Consider the following 18,283-nt stretch of genomic DNA (forward strand, 5'->3'; position numbering starts at 1 on the left):
AAAACTCAATCTTGCTAATCGTATGGACCAAATCACTTGCCTGCAACCCAAAGAGCTTGTGACAGTAAGCTTTCTAAAAAATATATGTACATTTTTTATTGATTTAACAATGTCTCACAGGTTTACACTAAATAGCTTAAAGAAAGATGGATCTTTTCCACCTTCCCCAAGAAGCGTGTCAGGGCAAGGCTTCTGATAAAATGAATTTTCACATTTATCATTAAGAACAGCGCTGAAGTTTGGAATTAATTATTTTTTATGACAAAAATCACACATTTAATTAAATTCTCGTGAATTAACAAAGGTCTGCAGAACAGCACATTTATTGGTATTACAAAATAATACGCACAAAAAAAAGAGAGCAATAAATGAGAAATCAGATTTTTGCAAGCTCTAGGGCAACCTTTTTAAAACCGAATTTGCAAAAAAGCTCTAAAGTTTTTCATGACTATGTTGCCAAAGCCTTCAAAAGATTTGATTTTCAGTTGGAACAGAATGTGGTTGAACTCTGTTCAGAACCAAAATCGCAAAAAAAAATGAATTTCTCCCCCTCAAAAACGATTTAGTATTCATTTTGAAAAGCACCAGATGCCTAATACAAATTTCTTTTAAAATTGACTTTCGTTTTTCATAACTTGTTAAAACAAACTAAACAACTAACTTGTAGGGAAAGTTACTTGATTATTTTTATAAAGGACAAACACAATTGGGAAAAGTAAAAGTTGGTTCAGCATGGCCTTTAGGTAGCTCAGTTACTCTTGATGGGGTTAATTTCTCTATCGCAGCACCACATGCAACAAATGTAGAATTACTTATCTTCCAGAATGAAGATGACAAGCATGCAAAAGAAACAATATCTTTAGGTCAGGGGAATAGGTCTGGGGATTATTGGCACGTTGAAATAGAGGGACTTACTGAAGGAACGTTATATGGATATAAACTGTCAATTGACGGGCACAAGGCTGCCGAGGAACATATTGTTTTAGATCCATGTGCCAGAGCAATAACAGGGTGGAGCAATTACATAAGGAATCAAAAAGATAAAGTGAATAAAAGTTTTGGTAATTGCCTTAAGGGAGTAGTAACTAAAAGAGATTATTTTGATTTCAAATCTCACCCAAGGCCTAAACATCCATGGAATCAAACAATTATTTATGAATTACATGTTGGTGGCTTTACTAAAAGTACTGATTCAAGTATTAGCGAAAGTAAGAGAGGGACCTTTATAGGATTAATTGAAAAGATACCTTATCTTAAAAGTCTTGGAATTACAGCTATTGAACTGCTTCCTGTATTTGCTTTTGATTCTAATGATGCCCCTGAAGGACTAGTTAACTACTGGGGTTATAGTCCTATAAACTGGTTCACACCACATCAAGGTTTTGTAGATAGTTCCAATCCATTAGAAGCAAGGAAACAATTCAAACAGTTTGTAGAAGTTTGCCATGATAATAAGCTAGAAGTAATAATAGATGTTGTTTATAATCACACAACAGAAGGGAATCAAAATGGTCCAAGTATAAGTTGGAAAAACTTTGGTCCTAAAACTTACTACCATCAAGATGAAAAGGAAAATTATCAAGATGTAAGTGGATGTGGAAATAGTATTGCCGCTAATCGTCCTTTAGTTAGAAAATTAATTTTAGAATCATTGCTTTGTTGGGCAATTGAGTTAGGTGTTGATGGATTTCGTTTTGACTTAGGTATTGCTTTAAGCAGAGGAGAAAATTTAATTCCTTTAGATCATCCTCCATTATTTGAAGAAATAGAAGCAGATCCTAAACTAAGTGGTTTGAAATTAATCAGTGAGCCCTGGGATTGTGGCGGTCTTTACAAACTAGGTGATTTTCCAGCGAAAGAATTCAGGACCTGGAATGGTCATTTTAGAGATGATGTTAGACGATTTTGGAAAGGGGAAAAAGGCACAATATGGCCGCTTAAAGATAGATTAACAGGGAATAAGTCACTGTATAATCATAATTTAGCAAATATATTTAGTATTAATTTCATAACCTCTCATGATGGGTTCACATTAAAAGATCTAGTAAGTTTCAATAAAAAACATAACCTTGCTAATGGTGAAAATAATAGAGATGGGGAGAACAATAATAACAGTTATAATTACGGAGTTGAAGGACCAACTACTAATAAAAAAATAAACAATTTAAGGCAAAAGCAACAAAGAAATCTTCTTTCAACACTCCTTTTAACTCCTGGAGTACCAATGATTTTAATGGGAGACGAAGTAGGTAGAAGCCAAGGAGGTAATAACAACACATGGTGTCAAGACAACCCACTTGGTTGGATGAATTGGAATCATGAGAATTGGGATCATGAGTTAAAAGAATTTGTCTTAAAGCTGATATCTCTAAGGAAACAACTACCTGAGTTTTTCAGCCCTGATAGTATTTTCGATTGTCAAAAAGATAATACCAAGGTCAAAACATCCCATTTTTGGATTCAGTGGCATGGAATTAAAGTTAATAAACCTGACTGGGGTGACTGGTCACATACTCTTGGATTTAGCATTAACAAAAACGATGAAGGATCTGCAATCTGGCTTGGATTTAATGCTTACAAAGAATCAATGCTTTTTGACTTGCCAACTCCAATTTCTACTTGGAAAAAATACATTGATACCTCTATTTTGAAAACTAAAAATATTTCTAAAAAACCTTTAGCGAATCAATCAAATGTGCGGGTTGAAAGTAACAGTCTTGTGCTTATGGTCTCCAGCGAGTATTCAAAAAAAATTAATCTATGAAAATCAAAATCAAGCGGGCGGCGGGAATCGAACCCGCATCATCAGCTTGGAAGGCTGAGGTTTTACCACTAAACTACGCCCGCGCTAGAACTAAAGATCTACTCACTGTAGGAGTAAAAGTTAATTCAGCTTCCTCCATTATTACCTTGCGAGTCCCATTATCCAAAAAAGAGTGAATAATTCCACATCGCTTTACGAAGGAAATAATCGCACAAGACTAATGATCTCTTATGCGATGGGAGATGCTGGAACGGGATTAGCCGCAATACAGTTAGGTACTTATCTCTTTCTATTTTTCACTTGCGCTGCGGGAATTCCTGCATTTATTGCAGGCTCGCTTCTCATGGTTTCAAAACTTTGGGATGCGATAAATGATCCTCTAATTGGATGGATGAGTGATCACACTAGATCACGATGGGGGCCCAGACTTCCGTGGATGATTGGAGGTGCTGTTCCCCTAGGTTTATTCCTTGCAGCAATGTGGTGGGTCCCTCCAGGAGGAATAGATACGAAAACGACTTATTACGTATTCGCGGCAATTTTCTTAATGACAGCATATACAGCCGTAAATTTACCTTTTGCCGCATTATCTACAGAGCTAACTGAAAATATAGCCATTAGGACAAGACTCAATGCTGCAAGATTTACTGGTTCCATTATAGCTGGGACCACTGGGTTAATAGTGGCTGCGGGCTTCTTATCTCAAGGAGTAGAAGGTTATACCTCAATGGGAAGAGTAACAGGAATTATTGCTACTTTTACCACTTTAATTGCTTGCTGGGGACTCGCACCATTTGCTAAGAAAGCTAGGAAACCCACTTCTCAAGCAGAACCTTTTAATCAACAACTAAAAAGAGTTTTAAATAATAAACTTTTCACACGAATAATCGCTCTTTACTTGCTTCTTTGGTGCGGACTTCAATTAATGCAAACCGTTTCATTAATTTATCTTGAGCAAGTAATACTTGTTCCAATAGAAATCTCCAAATGGATCCCAATACCATTTCAGATTAGTACTCTATTAGGTCTACAGTTTTGGAGTTTCTACTCTAATAAATATGGAAGGTTATCAGCACTATTTAAAGGGGGTAAAATATGGATACTAGCTTGCATTCTAGTTATGCTTATGCCCCCAATTTCAAAAGGAGTGAGTATCAATAATTTATTATTTTTCGGCAATATTGAAGGGATAAAGATGCTAATTCTTATATTAATAATTGTTTTAGTAGGATTTGGTGCTTCAACAGCCTATCTTATTCCCTGGTCTTTACTGCCTGATGCTATTGATCAAGATCCAGAAAAACCATCAGGAATATATACGGCATGGATGGTTTTCATTCAGAAAATAGGTATTGGTTTAAGCGTTCAATTATTAGGAGTTCTTTTATCATTATCAGGATATAAATCATCAACTAATTGCTTATCAAGTTTTGAACACTTAGATCAACCTTTAACAGCAATTATTACCATAAGATTATGCATGGGATTAATACCTTCTTTTCTCGTAATCGCTGGATTAATAACTATGAAACCATGGCGAAGTCTAGATTTTAAAACCACAAGAGTAAATCAATGAGCTATTCACCTCGTTGGCTTAGAAGATTTTTTAGCAGTATGTTAATTGGAGGACAGGCAGTTTCTTCAATAGCTAAATTTAAAATCAATAAATCAGATTTAATAGACCAATTAATGGAAGCAGGTCCAGGTAGCTTCCTTATCGTTTTAATAACAGGCATTGCAGCAGGAACCGTGTTCAATATCCAAGTCGCTGCAGAATTAAGTAAACAAGGCTTAGGTTCCGCAGTTGGCGGACTTTTAGCAATTGGGATGGCAAGAGAGATAGCTCCTTTGCTTACAGCAACCCTTCTCACTGGAAAAGTTGCAACTGCTTATGCTGCACAAATAGGGACAATGAAAGTTACTGAGCAAATTGACGCTATTACTATGCTTCAAACCGATCCAGTTGAATATCTTGTTGTTCCAAGAATATGCGCGATGGTAGTAATGGCGCCAATTCAATGCTTATTATTTTTTTCTATCGCTTTATTTAGCGGTCAATTTAGCAGCACCATTCTCTATCAAATTCCACCAAGCATATTTTGGAATTCGGTAAGAGAATGGCTAATAACATCTGATCTTCCATTTATGCTTGTGAAAGCATTGGTGTTTGGTCTCTTAATCGCAATTATTGCTTGCGGATGGGGATTAACTACAAGAGGCGGGCCAAAAGAAGTAGGTTCTAGCACTACTGGAGCAGTAGTCATGACTCTAATAACCGTTTCTTTAGTAGATGTTTTACTCACCCAAATTCTTTTTGGCTAAAACTATGACTTCTGAAAATCTTCTTGATAAGGATAGTGTAATTTTACAACCTTCTTATCGTTTACCCATATTCATAATATTTGTGGGCTTCTTATTTTTAATTACACCGTTTCATCCCTGGCCAACAATTGTAATTAGCAGTTTTGGTTTTTTCCTATTACTGCAATCTTTTACCTTAAAACTAAAATTTACGGAGGAAGATTTAATCGTTATGCAACTTGGAAATGAATTAAGAAGGTTTCCTTTTGAAAATTGGATAGCATGGAGAATTATCTTACCTAAATTGCCAGGTTTTCTTTATTTTAGGGAAGAAGCAAGCCCTCATCTATTACCCATACTTTTTGAGGTCGACTCATTAAAAGAACAGCTAAGGTTAAGGGTCAAGAATCTAGAAATACAAAAAGAAGTAGACTCATCAAAATCTAAAACTTAATTGAAGTTTTTGAAATATGGAATCTGAAGAAAATCTATCTAAAAAGCAAAAAGATTCAGAAGAGAATATTTCTGTGAAGAATTCTTCTTCATTAAAAAATACACCCCAGGAACCTCTGAATCAGCAAACTAAATCAAAAAGTGTCATAAGTCCTGAAGATAATCAAAAAATCTCTAACCCAGAGTCAAAGTCTTTCATTGAGATTGCTCTTAAAGATCTTCAGATATCACGAGATGAATTAGAAAAAGAATTAAAAGAACTTTCTAAAAAGAAAGTACAAATTGAGAGAGAACTTAAAAGCTCATTTTCAGGACAGTCTGATGCAATAGCAAGAAGAGTTAAAGGTTTCCAGGAATATCTAACAGGAGCCTTACAAGACCTAGCTCAATCAGCCGAGCAGCTAGAGCTTGTTGTTCCACCAGTAATAGTTAAGCCATCTCCACTTGATGAAAATAAAAAAATCGAGACTTCCAAAGAGCAAGAAGTTATCCCAGCGGTTTCTGATACTTTTAAGCCTGATGAGGTTTTAATTAGGAAATGTTTTAGTCAATTCCTAGAACAACCCGATTTCTATGCAGAGCCCTGGAGACTACGAAGGAGTCTTGAATCCAATGACGTTGAAATGCTTGAAGATTGGTTCTTTAGCATGGGTGGAAGAGGTGCTCAACCAAGCAGAGGAAGTAGATCAAAGAATGCTTTAGTTGCAGCAGGGATTATTGCTATTCTAGGTGAGTTATACGGCGAACAATTTCAGACTTTGGTTTTAGCTGGTCAACCAGAGCGCCTTGGGGAGTGGAGAAGATGTCTCCAAGACGCATTAGGCCTTAACCGTGAAGATTTTGGACCAAATAGCGGGATAGTACTTTTCGAGCGGTCGGATGGACTAATCGAAAGAGCAGATCGACTTGAAGAAAGAGGTGAGTTACCTTTGATAATTATTGATGCGGCTGAGATAAATGTAGAAATTCCAATCCTTCAGTTCCCTATCTGGCTAGCTTTCGCTGGAGGTCCAAATGAATTGTATGAAGAGGATGAATTAATATAGAAGTTGTTATCAAAATTATTTTGAATCTATTAATTCTATTTTTAGGATATTTATTTGGATCTTTTCCTAGTGGTTATTTAGCTGGAAGAATTACAAAAGGTATTGATATTCGTTCATTAGGTTCTGGTTCTACTGGAGCAACAAATGTATTAAGACATATTGGCAAGCGAGCTGCAATTACAGTTTTTCTAGTAGATGTTTTGAAAGGGGTTGTATCTATTTTATTAGCGAAATATTTTCTTCTAAATGATTCATGGCAAGTAGCGATAGGTCTATCAACTTTAATTGGTCACATATGGCCAGTCTGGCTGAATTGGAAAGGGGGTAAAGCTGTGGCAACAGGTTTAGGAGTATTTCTTGGTCTTTCATGGCAAGTTGGACTTGCTACTTTGGGAATATTTATATTAATAATTACATTATTTAGAATAGTCTCACTTGCAAGTGTTTGTGCAGCATTAGCTCTACCTTTAATTATGTTTATAAGTTTTAATAACTCAATTATTTCTCTCCCATTTTTATTAATTTCAATATTAGCTATGACTTTAGTGATTTGGAGACATAGAGAGAACATAGCCAGATTATTTAAAGGCAAAGAGCCGAAAATTGGGCAGCACTAAGAACTCAAATACTAACTTTATCGCAAAAACTTTTGAACATATAAGAAGGATCATTTGATTGGGTAATTGCTCTCCCGATAACTAACTTTGATGCCCCCAACTTAAGAGCTTCGGATGCATCAGTGACCCTCGATTGATCGTTAATGTCTGAACCCAATAACCGGATTCCAGGAGTTATCAACTCAAACGTCTCAGGGTGCATCTCACGAAGAGATTGAACCTCCCTAGGGCTACAGACACATCCTCCTAAACCAGAATTAGAAGCAATCTCTGCCAGGTGCAAAACACGTTGCTCTATTGATTGATTAATCAATAGATCGCTAGCAAAACTTTCGTAAGTCCAACTAGTCAAGATAGTAATTCCTAAAAGTTTTGGCGGCATTAAATTCACTTTAGAGGCTCCTTCCTGCGCAGCTTCATTAGCCATCTTTAGAGCCTTCACTCCAGCACAAGTATGTAAAGAAATAAATTCAGCACCAGTTTGGGAAGCTGCGTAACAAGCTCTAGCAACTGTTGAAGGTATATCATGAAATTTAAGATCTAAAAATATTTTTTTTCCCTGATCTCTTAAGATTGACAATATATCTGGCCCTTCCCTAACAAATAATTCAAGTCCAACTTTGACCCAGGTAATTTCAGGTATTTTTTCCAGAAGATTGAAAACATTATTCCTATCCATGCCATCTAAGGCAATAATTATTTTTTCACTTGGATTATTATATTTTTTCATAATGATTTATCAGATTGAAACACGCAGAAATTTTTTCTTGCCTACCTGCAATATTTTTCCTATGACATCATCTGGAGTATCAAACTCTAAATTAGGATCTATAATTTTTTTTCCATCTATCCTTACTCCTCCACCAAGAATTTGCCTTCTTGCTTCACTGCTACTTGAACACATTTCCAGCTTACTAAATAAATAAAAGGCTTTAGCTGGAAAATTTACATTAGATATGGAGGCTTCTGGTATTTGATCAAGAGAATCTTGAGTTCCTAAAACTAATTTTTCAGCATTACATTGAGCTTTTTTTGCGGCTTCAATTCCGTGAAAATTAGATGTTATTTTTAAAGCCATGAATTTTTGCATCTCTCTTGGATTTGAACTTAAATTTTTTAAGTTTTCATTAGTTAATAAATTTAAATAACTAAACACCAAATTATCCGGAACCTTTTCTAATTTTGAATACATTGATAATGAATCTTCATTTATTCCTACAATGTTGTCTAAACTTTTACTCATTTTTTGTGTCCCATCTAAGCCAACTAAAATAGGTAATAACATTCCAAATTGAGGTTTCTGTCCATAAGCTCTTTGCAAATCTCTTCCCATCGCTATGTTAAATTTTTGATCTGTTCCACCTAGTTCTAAGTCAGATTTGATTGCAACCGAATCATAGCCTTGAAGAAGTGGATAAAGAAATTCATGAAGTGATATAGAAGTACCAGCTTTATATCGATTACTAAAATCTTCCTTTGCCAGCATTTGACCCACAGTTGAGTTTGACAAAAGTTCTATAACTTTAGAGAAATTAAGATTTTCAAGCCATTCACTATTTCTTCTTATTTCTAAACGACCAGGAGTTGAGAAATCTAACAATGAATCTTTGGGTTCTTTCCCTAGACCTAATTGTTCAAGATAATTCAAAGCATTCGACTCAACCACATCTTTTGAAAGCTGAATTCTAGTTTTACTCTTTCCAGTTGGGTCTCCAATTCTTGCTGTAAAATCTCCAATTATAAGTACTGCAGTATGCCCAGCATCTTGGAATGCTCTTAATTTTCTAAAAAGAATACTATGACCTATATGAATATTAGTTCCTGTTGGATCAATTCCAAGTTTTACACGTAAAGGATTTTTTTCTATTGATGCAAGTTCTAATCTTTTTATAAAACTTTGATCTGAATCTTCAGATTTTTTATAAGGAAAAAGATCATCTAAACCTCTAGAGATCCAATCAGGTAATTCATTGAATATATCTAGCATAATTCAAACTTGAAAAAGGTTAATAATCATTTATCCAATTCTGATTTCATTCTAACCAACGTTTTATTCATCTGATCAAACATTTGATCGGGAGTGATCCCAAATTGCCCCAACTGAGTCTTTAGCTGTTCTACTGTCATTTTTGCCTGAAAATCTTCTGAAAGCTCAAATCGTTTCATAAAAACTTTATATCTTTCCATTAAATTTTCCATGCTATCAATAAACATCACCTTCCCTTCTCGATCAAATTTGCCATAATCAGAACCTAATTGCATAAGATTCTGATAATCACTGAAAAGTTTTTTCGCTTCTTCCTGAACAATTTCAGATTCAAAAAAACTCATATTCTTAATCCCATTTGATAGACCAATTGCTTGATTTTGAATTCAATGAATAAAATGATTGTATCATTTAAATCTCTAGATCAGTTTAGACCATTTTCCCCAAAAGCATTTGCTTGCTGAGTGTAAATAGCCACACCGCAAAAAAATATACTTCTTACTGTAGTTACGCAAAAACTTACTAATCAAGAAAAAACACTTTTAATTTGAACTTGAAAAGCTAAAATAAAAATGACCTTAATAGAAAAAATAAAGATATTGATCATATAATTATGAGATATTAATAACTAATTATCTTTTTTGATATAGCCTTTCTCAAATGAAAAAGTTCGAACTTCAATATGATTTATTTAAAGAAAATGATATCAATTATTCAGAAAAAAATCTTATTAAAGATATATTTATTAATAAAGAAATAATCAAGGAATGGCAAAAAAAAATTATCCATCATCAGTCTCCTATTTTTAAGTCTGGCTATAAAGATATAAATCAATCTTCATTATTTGAACCTAGTTCAGAAAATTTAATAGAGATTTTCAACCCTATGGAGCTTACTCCTTTACCTTTAAGTTTTTGGAGGTGGCCAAAAACAATGCATAAGGGGCCCGCGGTTTATTTTGTAACGGATAAAATTATTGATTCTGAAGAAAATATTATCTTATATATTGGTGAAACAATTTCTGCAGAAAAAAGGTGGAAAGGTAACCATGACTGTAAAAAATACATTTCAAATTATTCCGACACCCTACAAAAAGCGAATATAAAAACCAATTTAAACATTCGTTTTTGGCTTGATGTTCCGATTAAAACGAAGGAAAGAAGAAAATTAGAACAACAACTTATCCAAGCTTGGCTTCCACCATTTAATAAAGAGACAAGGGAAATATGGGCAACGCCATTTACTTCTCAAATCAATTAGTAAAAATTGTTATCATAAATACAAGTATAAAAATTAAATGCACATTTCAGCAGTCTCTAAAGAAATTAACCAATGGTCAGGATCAGTTCTTATTACTGGGGTTTTAGAAGGAGAGATCGAAAGTCAAATAAATTTATTTAAGACCATAATAAAAGATACTTTTTTAAGCAAAAGGTTTAATGATTCAAAGTTCGAAGGCAAAAAAAGTCAGACATTATCAATTGAACTCATAGAAGGCAAAATACAAAAAATAATCTTTGTAGGCTTAGGCAAGGCAGAAACTCTTCGAATTGATGATCTACGGAAGGCAGCTTCAATTGGCGCTCGCAAAGTTTCACCTCATGAAAAAAAATTAGGAATATTTTTCCCTTGGAATGCATTTAACCCTTCCTCCGCTGCATGCGCAGTTGGCGAAGCAGTTAAATTGTCATCTATTAAAGATCTTAGATTTAAATCAGAATCAAAGGAACCTTTTCCAATAGATGAAGTTGAATTAATAGGCTTAGAGACCAAAACCACCAAATCAGCTATTGCTGAAATTAATCCAATTTGCGAAGGAGTTAAATTGGCAAGAGAACTTGTCTCAGCTCCACCCAATTTTCTTACCCCATATCAAATGGCAAAAGAGGCCAAAAAATTAGCCACTGATTATGATTTAGATTTAAAAATTCTTGACAAAGAAGAGTGTGAAGATCAAAGAATGGGAGCTTACCTAGCGGTTGCTAAAGGATCAGATCTACAGCCAAATTTTATACACCTAAAATATTCTCCAAAAGCCGCAAAAAGTAAAGTCGTGTTAATAGGGAAAGGCTTAACTTTTGACTCTGGTGGATACAACTTAAAAGTAGGCGCCTCTCAGATTGAAAAAATGAAGTACGACATGGGCGGAAGTGCTTCTGTGCTTGGAACAGCAAGAGTCATCGCAGAATTAAAACCCAGCAACATCGAAGTTCATTTTATTGTTGCTGCTTGCGAAAACATGATTAATGGTTCTGCATTGCATCCTGGAGATATCATCACAGCCTCTAACGGAAAAACAATTGAAGTAAACAATACCGATGCAGAGGGAAGGTTAACCTTGGCTGATGCTTTGGTTTATGCATGCAAACTTAAGCCTGATGCCATAGTAGATCTAGCTACTCTTACTGGAGCTTGTGTGATTGCATTAGGAGATGAAATAGCAGGATTATGGACTGACAATGATCAGCTCTCTGAACAATTAACAAAAGCTGCAGGTAAAGCTGGAGAGGGTATTTGGAGGATGCCTATGCAAGATTCATACAAATCTGGGATTAAATCATCTATCGCAGATTTGCAAAACACAGGTCCTAGACCTGGGGGATCAATTACTGCTGCATTGTTTCTAAAAGAATTTGTGAACTCAAATATCCCATGGGCTCACATTGACATAGCAGGGACATGTTGGACTGAAAAAGATAGAGATATAAATCCCAAGGGTGCAACTGGTTATGGAGTAAGAACGTTGGTTAATTGGATAAAAGAATTGAGTCTAAACATGCATTAACTATTCACATATAATCCAAAGGTATAAAATAGATATTTAAGACCATTTAATTAAGTAATTTATTATTATTTATATTCGCCCCAGACTTTTTTTAGTCTATTATCTCTACCACAACTGGTTCTATAAAAATTATATTTAAGGGGGTTTTTAACTGCATAGTCTTGATGATACTTCTCAGCTATCCAAAAAGTTTTTGAGTCAATAATATCAACCTTTAATTGCTCCAAGGGTATATTTAATCCAATAGAGATAGTTTCTTTAATCTCCTTTGCATCACTCTTTTGTTTTTGATTAGAAGTGAAAATAACGGGCTTATATGAATTTCCTCTATCACAAAATTGTCCCTTATTATCAAAAGGATCTATGTTAAACCAATACTGTTGAAGTAAATCCTTATAACTTATAACATTGGCATCAAAACTAACTTTCACAACTTCTTGATGCCCACTATGATTTTCATATGTGGGGTTAATTAAATCTCCACCGGAGTATCCACTTTCCACCGAAATTACTCCATCAAGTTTCTCTAGATCATGTTCTAGGCACCAAAAACATCCACCTGCAAAAATAGCTTCCTCTGATTCTGCAAATACTTTATAAGGGCAAACTATCAATATTTGCAGGAGCATAGAAAATACTATTAGTTTCTTGAAGGTTTTTTTCATAGGAATCATTGAACTAATAAGTCTAGAATATACTTTGATGCTCTATCTGTAACTCCAGGTTTTCCTAATTTATCTTTCAATCTTTTATAACCAAGAATTATGTCTTTTCTTGTAGAATCATCTTCAAGAATTTTTAATGCTGCATTAAAAATTTTCTCAGCTTTAAAATCCTCTTGTATAAACTCTGGTATTAACATTTCATTTAAAAGAAGATTCACTGGTGAAATATATTTAACATTAAATCTCAATAAATATCTTGCGAAAAAAGCAGTAACTCTGCTTACTTTATATCCAACTATTTGTGGAACTGAATTTAGAGCCAATTCCATATTTATCGTCCCAGACTTTGCCAAAGCAAGATGAGCAGCTGAAAATAGAAATGGTTTTAAATCATCAACTTCATTAGACAAAATAATCCTTCCAGACAAATCATATTCTTTCAATGAATTATTTAATAGTTCATCAAATTCATTTAATCCAGATGGTATTAGAACAGTAATAGAAGGATCTTTCTCCTGAAGAAGCTTAGCCGCTTTTAGCAATGTCGGTAAAATATATTTTAATTCTTGTTTTCGAGAAGCCGGAATAATAAGAAGAAGTTTTTGACCAGTATTTAATCCTATTCTTTTAAAAGATTCTTCTCTAGTAGGAATATTTCTATAGAAATCCAACATTGGATGACCAACGAATTTTACATTTCCTCCCTTGTTTGAATAAAATTGAGCTTCCTCTTCAAAGATAGCTAATATTTTATCTGTAAAATTAATCAAATCGGTTGTACCCGAATCACCTAATCTCCATGCCCATTCCTGAGGAGCAATATAATAGATTATTGGAATATAAGGGAACTTTTTTTTTACTTTTAATCCTAGTCGAATGTTAGGCCCCATATAATCTATTAAAACGACTACATCAGGTGGAGAAGAACTTAAGTAATTATCAATTTTTGATTGTGCATTTAAAGTTGGTAGAACGTAAGGAAGAGCTTCTAAAAAACCTATTGCACCTATCGAAGAAGTATCAGATATTAATTGAGCCCCTGCTTCTTTCATCCTTTCACCGCCTAAAGCAATTATCTCTAATTCAATTTTCCTTTTTTCTGCATTAGTCTTTAAAGCATTTATTAATAAACTGCCCTGCAAATCTCCAGAGACTTCACCAGTACTGATTAACAACTTCATCATTTATTTGCCATCAAAGAAGGCATTGGACCTCTTCTACCCTTACCAATAGAGAGTTCTATAAATCCACATAACCTTGCGGAAGATTGCAATAAATTCTCTTGCCTTGCAATTTTCAAACCATCAGAGATTACGTATTCAGATTTAAATAATAAGTTCCAGATTCTTTTCAATTGTAGATATTCTTCTTTATTCTCTTTATCTATGGTTTGCCTTTTAATTCCAACTCTATTTAGTCCCCGCATTCTTCCAGGATGACCTTCGGCCAAACAATATGGAGGAACATCTCTATCAACTCTCGTCATGCCTCCAATCATGGCTAAATAACCAATATGAACAAATTGATGTATCCCCAAGCACCCTCCAATAACAGCTCGATCTTCAACAACAACGTGACCTGCAATCTGCACACTATTTGCTATAACTACACTGTTTCCAATTTGACAATTATGTCCTAAATGTGAATATGCCATTAATAAATTCTTATTCCCAACTATAGTTTTCTCTCCTTCAAAGGTGGCCCTATTAATAGTTACACATTCTCTAAAAGTATTATTATCTCCAATTAAAACATTTGTAGAATCTCCTCTATACTTTAAATCTTGGGGTTCTAATCCAATACATGCTCCTGGGAAAATCTTATTATTTGATCCTATTTTTACTTTTCCCTCGATAATTACATTTGGTCCTATCCAAGTATTTGGACCAACAATCACATCTGGACCAATAACAGCTCCTGATCCTACATATACACCTTTGCCAAGTTCAGCTTTTGGAGAGACTTCTGCAAATTTATGAATATTGACTTGGTTATCTGCAATTAAGCTTTCAGAAAATTGAAGTTCACTCATCACTTCAATCCACAAGAGAGAACATCAAATCGCCAGAACAAACCAACTGATCATCCACTTTTGCTTCTCCCCTAACTTTGCCAAATCTTTTTCTTTTGATGCTTATCAACTCACAAGATATCAATAATTGATCTCCAGGGACTACTGGACGCCTAAACCGAACTGAATCAATCCCGGCGAACACAAAAAGCCCTTTTGGAAGATCAGGCATTTGAGAAACAATCAACCCTCCTACCTGAGCCATTGCTTCCACTATTAAAACTCCTGGCATTAGCGGTCTATCGGGGAAATGGCCTTGAAATTGAGGCTCATTAAGAGTGACATTTTTTATTGCCACAGCTTTCTTGCCTTGATCATGTTCTATCACTCTGTCAACAAGCGCAAAAGGATATCTATGTGGCAAAAGCCCCATTATTTGCTCGCTATTTAAAACAAGAGGTTGGGAAGAAGAAATGTCAGTCAAAATTAGATTTAATTAGGTTAATACCTTTTGAAGAGAAGCTGCAAATTCAGCATGAAGAGCGTGAGACCCTTTATAAACAAAAATTTGCGCTTTCGGTAATCCAACAAAAGCTAAATCTCCAATCAAGTCAAGCAATTTATGACGCACTGGTTCGTTTGCAAATCTCAAGGGTGGATTCACCCAATAATCACCATTACAAACCAACGCATTTTCAAGAGCTCCTCCTTTAATTAGACCAGCTTTCTTTAATTCTTCTAACTGATCAAGAAAGCCAAAAGTTCGTGCAGGTGCAATTTCTTTAACAAAATTATTTGGGGACAGCTCAATAGAAAATATTTGCTGTCCAATTGCCTTATATGGGAAATCAATCAAACCTACTAATTTCAATTCTTTTGATGGTATTGCAAAAATCACACTTTCTCCTTTGCTAACAAAAATTGGAGATTTGAGTTCTGGCCTTGGTCTAGGAGATGTAATGGAATTAACCATTCCTACCTTTTGAATTTCCTCGATCCAACCAATAGCAGAACCATCAAGTAAAGGAATCTCACTGCCAGTTATTTCTATATGTACATGAGTTAAGCCTGCTCCAATTAATGCAGCCAACAAGTGTTCGACGGTAGATACTTTTTTCCCATTCAGATCAAGAGTTGTACATAAAGGAGTATTCCTTACTTGCAAAATATCTATGGGAATAACTTTATTAGGTTCATCTGAAAAAGAAATATGAAATCCAGTTAATACTGTTGGCTTAATTATGACTGTACATTGAAGGCCTGTATGCAAGCCAATACCATCTTTTTTAATTTCATTTTGAAGCGTCCAGCCTTCTTCATAGTCATCGGGGAAGGAGAACACTAAAATTTCCAGCCAATTCCGATGTTATAACGCCAATTTCCACTGAAATCTTGTGTCGCTGCCTCTATCCGAATTGGGCCAACAGGCGTATTAATGACAGCTCCAGGTCCAACAGAAAAACCTGATCCAGGTTTTTCTAGAATTTTTCCAGGCTTCCCTGGGACATTTGATTGAGAGCCAAAATCAGATCCTGCATCAACAAATAGGACTCCTGAAACTAATCGCCAAATAGGAAATCTGTATTCTCCTGTTGCCTCTCCAAAATTTCTTGCGACGCCTAGATCACAAGAGTTCCAACCTCGAACAGAGCTGGATCCTCCCAAACAAAATGCTTCATAAGGAGGTAGATCTCCGATGATTGTTCCAATCTTTGCTTGAACGCCTATCGATTGAGAGCAATCTGATTTTTCACCAGGCTTGGGGCGGCAACCCTTATGAAACTTCAGCCAATTAACAGGGTAAAAACGAGAATAACTCACACGAGTTCTATTAAAAGTCGGTGAATTCTCACCTAAACTAATAAATTGTTCAGAACCAATATTTAAATAATCTCCAGAAGTTGGATTTCGTGAATTATCTAAATTATTGTAAGTAACAGCACTTTTTAAACTAACTAATGTATTTTCTTTAGCGCAATTATATGCCACACAAATAACTTCATTCTCAGGGACTTTACCGTCTATAAAATTTGTTGATGCTACGCCATAAGGTCTTTTATCTCCGGCATAGTCTATTGGCTTAACTTTCTGGAAATTTGCACCAATAAGTACACTCCAGGGTACCTTTTTTAGAGGCTGAGCACCATTTAAAGGTCTTGCGAAAGAAAAGCCTCCTCCTGTTCTCTCTAAGACAATAGAATCACCCTCATAATCAAACCAACTAAACTTTGGTGCAGCTAACTGAGCAGAGGAAAGATTAGAGAATGGGCCAGTTTCAATTAAAGTATTATTATCATTTAAATCTAAGTTTTGAGATTGATTGGAGTCGTAACTTGTTAATGCATTAGGAGCTTCATATCTATCTGTAACTCCTCGAATACTTCCCCCCTCTTGACTTCTAAATTCTTGAGGAACTTCTCTACTCAAATACAATGATGTTCTAAAAGAGGTTCTATATTTATCATTTTTAATCCAGGGATCGTATAAGGAAAGATTTAAAAGTGCTCCATATTCTCCATAAGTCAAATTCATATTTGATGACCATGCTCTTCCGATCAGATTGGACTCTTGTAATCCGATCTGTCCAAACACACCTTGTCCTCCGCTATAGCCAAGACCTCCAGTTAAAGAACCAGTTCTTTGCTCTGTTATTCCTAGAGAAATGATAATCTTTCCAGGCTCCGAACTTAAAGGCTTAAGAGTTACTTTTACATCATTAAAGAGTGACGTTGCGTATAACCTTTTGATATCTGATTCTAAGTTATTTCTATTAAAAATACCTCCAACTTTTGTTATTAATTCTCTTTTAATTACCCATCTCTTTGTTTTTCCTTTTATCAAACGTCCTTTATCATCTTCTGTATTTCCATCTTCATCTATAAAATTTATCTCAATACCAGCAATATATCCTTCTTGAATATTAAGTTCAACTCTTCCTTCTTTAGATACACTACTTGGGCCAGATATCCTTGCTAATGAGTATCCTTTACCACTATACCAATCCTTAATTTCTTTAATCCTAATTTGTAAAGTATTTAGATTAAGTGTTTTTCCAAAATCATTATTAAAAATCTCATTTAATTTTGTATTTGATAGTTTTCTTTCAAGCGGAAGTATGCTTATCTTATCTAATATAGGATTTGGTTCAATTTGAATCAAAAGTTGAACTCCTCTAGCACTCTTCAAAGACTCGATTTTCGCACCAGAGAACCAGCCTGTTGAATAAATTCGATCTAAATCCTTCTTAACTTCTTCACTCGTAACTTTACTACCTGGTCTAATTAACATTGCATCATAAGCAATAACTTCCAAGCGCTCTTTATCAGGATGATCTTCAAGTCCCTCAATAACAATCTCTGAAATTAATACTCTTTTTTCTTCAATAGAATTATCTTCATTTTTTTGATTTACTCCCTCAGCAATCCAAAAGTCATCAAGCTTTAAATTAGATTTATTAAGATTTGATTGATTAGTAAATTGAAAACTTTCACTCTGCTTATTCTCAATAATAAATTGATTTTCACCTGAGATTATTTTAGAAGCTTTACTTTCTCCAAAAAGACTAATAAAAGGAACTACCAAAGCAATGGCATAAGCACTTTTGCTAATTATTTTTTTATTAGAAGTGGCGGTTTTTTGGTACATAGCTTTCAA

Annotated in this window: 17 protein-coding genes and 1 tRNA gene; 8 read left to right on the plus strand and 10 right to left on the minus strand. The window is 34.7% G+C overall.

What is annotated here, in order from left to right; genetic code table 11:
- The first annotated feature begins 706 nt into the window (after positions 1 to 706).
- On the plus strand, positions 707 to 2,764 hold the full coding sequence (locus tag O5639_RS05210; protein ID WP_269625411.1) for a glycogen debranching protein: 2,058 nt from the start codon (positions 707 to 709) through the stop codon (positions 2,762 to 2,764).
- A gap of 12 nt (positions 2,765 to 2,776) precedes the next feature.
- Here the strand turns inward: O5639_RS05210 and O5639_RS05215 are convergent.
- Positions 2,777 to 2,847, minus strand: a tRNA-Gly gene (locus O5639_RS05215).
- Positions 2,848 to 2,984: 137 nt separating this feature from the next.
- Between O5639_RS05215 and O5639_RS05220 the strand changes: the two genes are divergently transcribed.
- The 5 genes from O5639_RS05220 to plsY are packed head-to-tail and all read left to right on the plus strand — an operon-like array spanning position 2,985 to position 7,181.
- Positions 2,985 to 4,340 carry an MFS transporter gene (locus O5639_RS05220; protein WP_269625521.1) on the plus strand — a complete coding sequence of 452 codons (1,356 nt, stop codon included), beginning with the start codon at positions 2,985 to 2,987 and terminating at the stop codon, positions 4,338 to 4,340.
- Positions 4,337 to 5,086 carry an MlaE family ABC transporter permease gene (locus tag O5639_RS05225; protein ID WP_269625412.1) on the plus strand — a complete coding sequence of 250 codons (750 nt, stop codon included), beginning with the start codon at positions 4,337 to 4,339 and terminating at the stop codon, positions 5,084 to 5,086. The genes O5639_RS05220 and O5639_RS05225 overlap by 4 nt, the downstream gene beginning before the upstream one ends.
- Before the next feature lie 4 nt (positions 5,087 to 5,090).
- On the plus strand, positions 5,091 to 5,519 hold the full coding sequence (locus tag O5639_RS05230; protein ID WP_269625413.1) for a DUF3119 family protein: 429 nt from the start codon (positions 5,091 to 5,093) through the stop codon (positions 5,517 to 5,519).
- Positions 5,520 to 5,535: 16 nt separating this feature from the next.
- Positions 5,536 to 6,564: a DUF3086 domain-containing protein gene (locus O5639_RS05235; protein ID WP_269625414.1), complete on the plus strand. Its 1,029-nt coding sequence runs from the start codon at positions 5,536 to 5,538 to the stop codon at positions 6,562 to 6,564.
- 20 nt (positions 6,565 to 6,584) lie between these two features.
- On the plus strand, positions 6,585 to 7,181 hold the full coding sequence (plsY, locus tag O5639_RS05240) for a glycerol-3-phosphate 1-O-acyltransferase PlsY (RefSeq protein ID WP_269625415.1): 597 nt from the start codon (positions 6,585 to 6,587) through the stop codon (positions 7,179 to 7,181).
- Between the two features lie 4 nt (positions 7,182 to 7,185).
- On the opposite strand, the gene pyrF is transcribed toward plsY, so the two are convergent.
- From pyrF to O5639_RS05255, 3 genes are read right to left on the minus strand one after another with little or no spacing between them, the layout of a single operon-like run.
- Positions 7,186 to 7,911, minus strand: a complete 726-nt coding sequence (pyrF, locus tag O5639_RS05245; protein ID WP_269625416.1) for an orotidine-5'-phosphate decarboxylase — start codon at positions 7,909 to 7,911, stop codon at positions 7,186 to 7,188.
- Positions 7,912 to 7,920: 9 nt separating this feature from the next.
- The gene (tyrS, locus tag O5639_RS05250) at positions 7,921 to 9,168 is read right to left on the minus strand and encodes a tyrosine--tRNA ligase (RefSeq protein ID WP_269625417.1); all 1,248 of its coding nucleotides are present in this window, start codon (positions 9,166 to 9,168) and stop codon (positions 7,921 to 7,923) included.
- 26 nt (positions 9,169 to 9,194) lie between these two features.
- The gene (locus O5639_RS05255; protein ID WP_269625418.1) at positions 9,195 to 9,512 is read right to left on the minus strand and encodes a DUF1825 family protein; all 318 of its coding nucleotides are present in this window, start codon (positions 9,510 to 9,512) and stop codon (positions 9,195 to 9,197) included.
- Positions 9,513 to 9,828: 316 nt separating this feature from the next.
- On the opposite strand from O5639_RS05255, the gene O5639_RS05260 reads away from it, so the two are divergent.
- The gene (locus O5639_RS05260) at positions 9,829 to 10,428 is read left to right on the plus strand and encodes a GIY-YIG nuclease family protein (RefSeq protein ID WP_269625419.1); all 600 of its coding nucleotides are present in this window, start codon (positions 9,829 to 9,831) and stop codon (positions 10,426 to 10,428) included.
- Positions 10,429 to 10,465: 37 nt separating this feature from the next.
- On the plus strand, positions 10,466 to 11,953 hold the full coding sequence (locus O5639_RS05265; RefSeq protein WP_269625420.1) for a leucyl aminopeptidase: 1,488 nt from the start codon (positions 10,466 to 10,468) through the stop codon (positions 11,951 to 11,953).
- Between the two features lie 65 nt (positions 11,954 to 12,018).
- Here the strand turns inward: O5639_RS05265 and msrA are convergent, their stop codons facing one another.
- The 6 genes from msrA to O5639_RS05295 form a co-directional block, all read right to left on the minus strand.
- Entirely contained in the window at positions 12,019 to 12,627 is a 609-nt protein-coding gene (gene msrA / locus O5639_RS05270) for a peptide-methionine (S)-S-oxide reductase MsrA (RefSeq protein ID WP_269625421.1), read from the minus strand.
- Complete coding sequence (lpxB, locus tag O5639_RS05275; protein ID WP_269625522.1) at positions 12,624 to 13,799, minus strand: lipid-A-disaccharide synthase; 1,176 nt, start codon at positions 13,797 to 13,799, stop codon at positions 12,624 to 12,626. Before lpxB ends, msrA begins: the two co-directional genes overlap by 4 nt.
- The gene (gene lpxA, locus O5639_RS05280) at positions 13,799 to 14,650 is read right to left on the minus strand and encodes an acyl-ACP--UDP-N-acetylglucosamine O-acyltransferase (protein ID WP_269625422.1); all 852 of its coding nucleotides are present in this window, start codon (positions 14,648 to 14,650) and stop codon (positions 13,799 to 13,801) included. Before lpxA ends, lpxB begins: the two co-directional genes overlap by 1 nt.
- Positions 14,651 to 14,654: 4 nt before the next feature.
- Positions 14,655 to 15,062, minus strand: a complete 408-nt coding sequence (gene fabZ, locus O5639_RS05285; RefSeq protein WP_269606920.1) for a 3-hydroxyacyl-ACP dehydratase FabZ — start codon at positions 15,060 to 15,062, stop codon at positions 14,655 to 14,657.
- 63 nt (positions 15,063 to 15,125) lie between these two features.
- Positions 15,126 to 15,971, minus strand: a complete 846-nt coding sequence (gene lpxC, locus O5639_RS05290) for a UDP-3-O-acyl-N-acetylglucosamine deacetylase (protein WP_269625423.1) — start codon at positions 15,969 to 15,971, stop codon at positions 15,126 to 15,128.
- On the minus strand, positions 15,971 to 18,274 hold the full coding sequence (locus O5639_RS05295; protein WP_269625424.1) for a BamA/TamA family outer membrane protein: 2,304 nt from the start codon (positions 18,272 to 18,274) through the stop codon (positions 15,971 to 15,973). The genes lpxC and O5639_RS05295 overlap by 1 nt, the downstream gene beginning before the upstream one ends.
- Positions 18,275 to 18,283: the final 9 nt, after the last annotated feature.

This window comes from Prochlorococcus marinus str. MIT 1214, from assembly GCF_027359355.1.
GTDB classification, from domain to species: domain Bacteria; phylum Cyanobacteriota; class Cyanobacteriia; order PCC-6307; family Cyanobiaceae; genus Prochlorococcus_B; species Prochlorococcus_B marinus_F.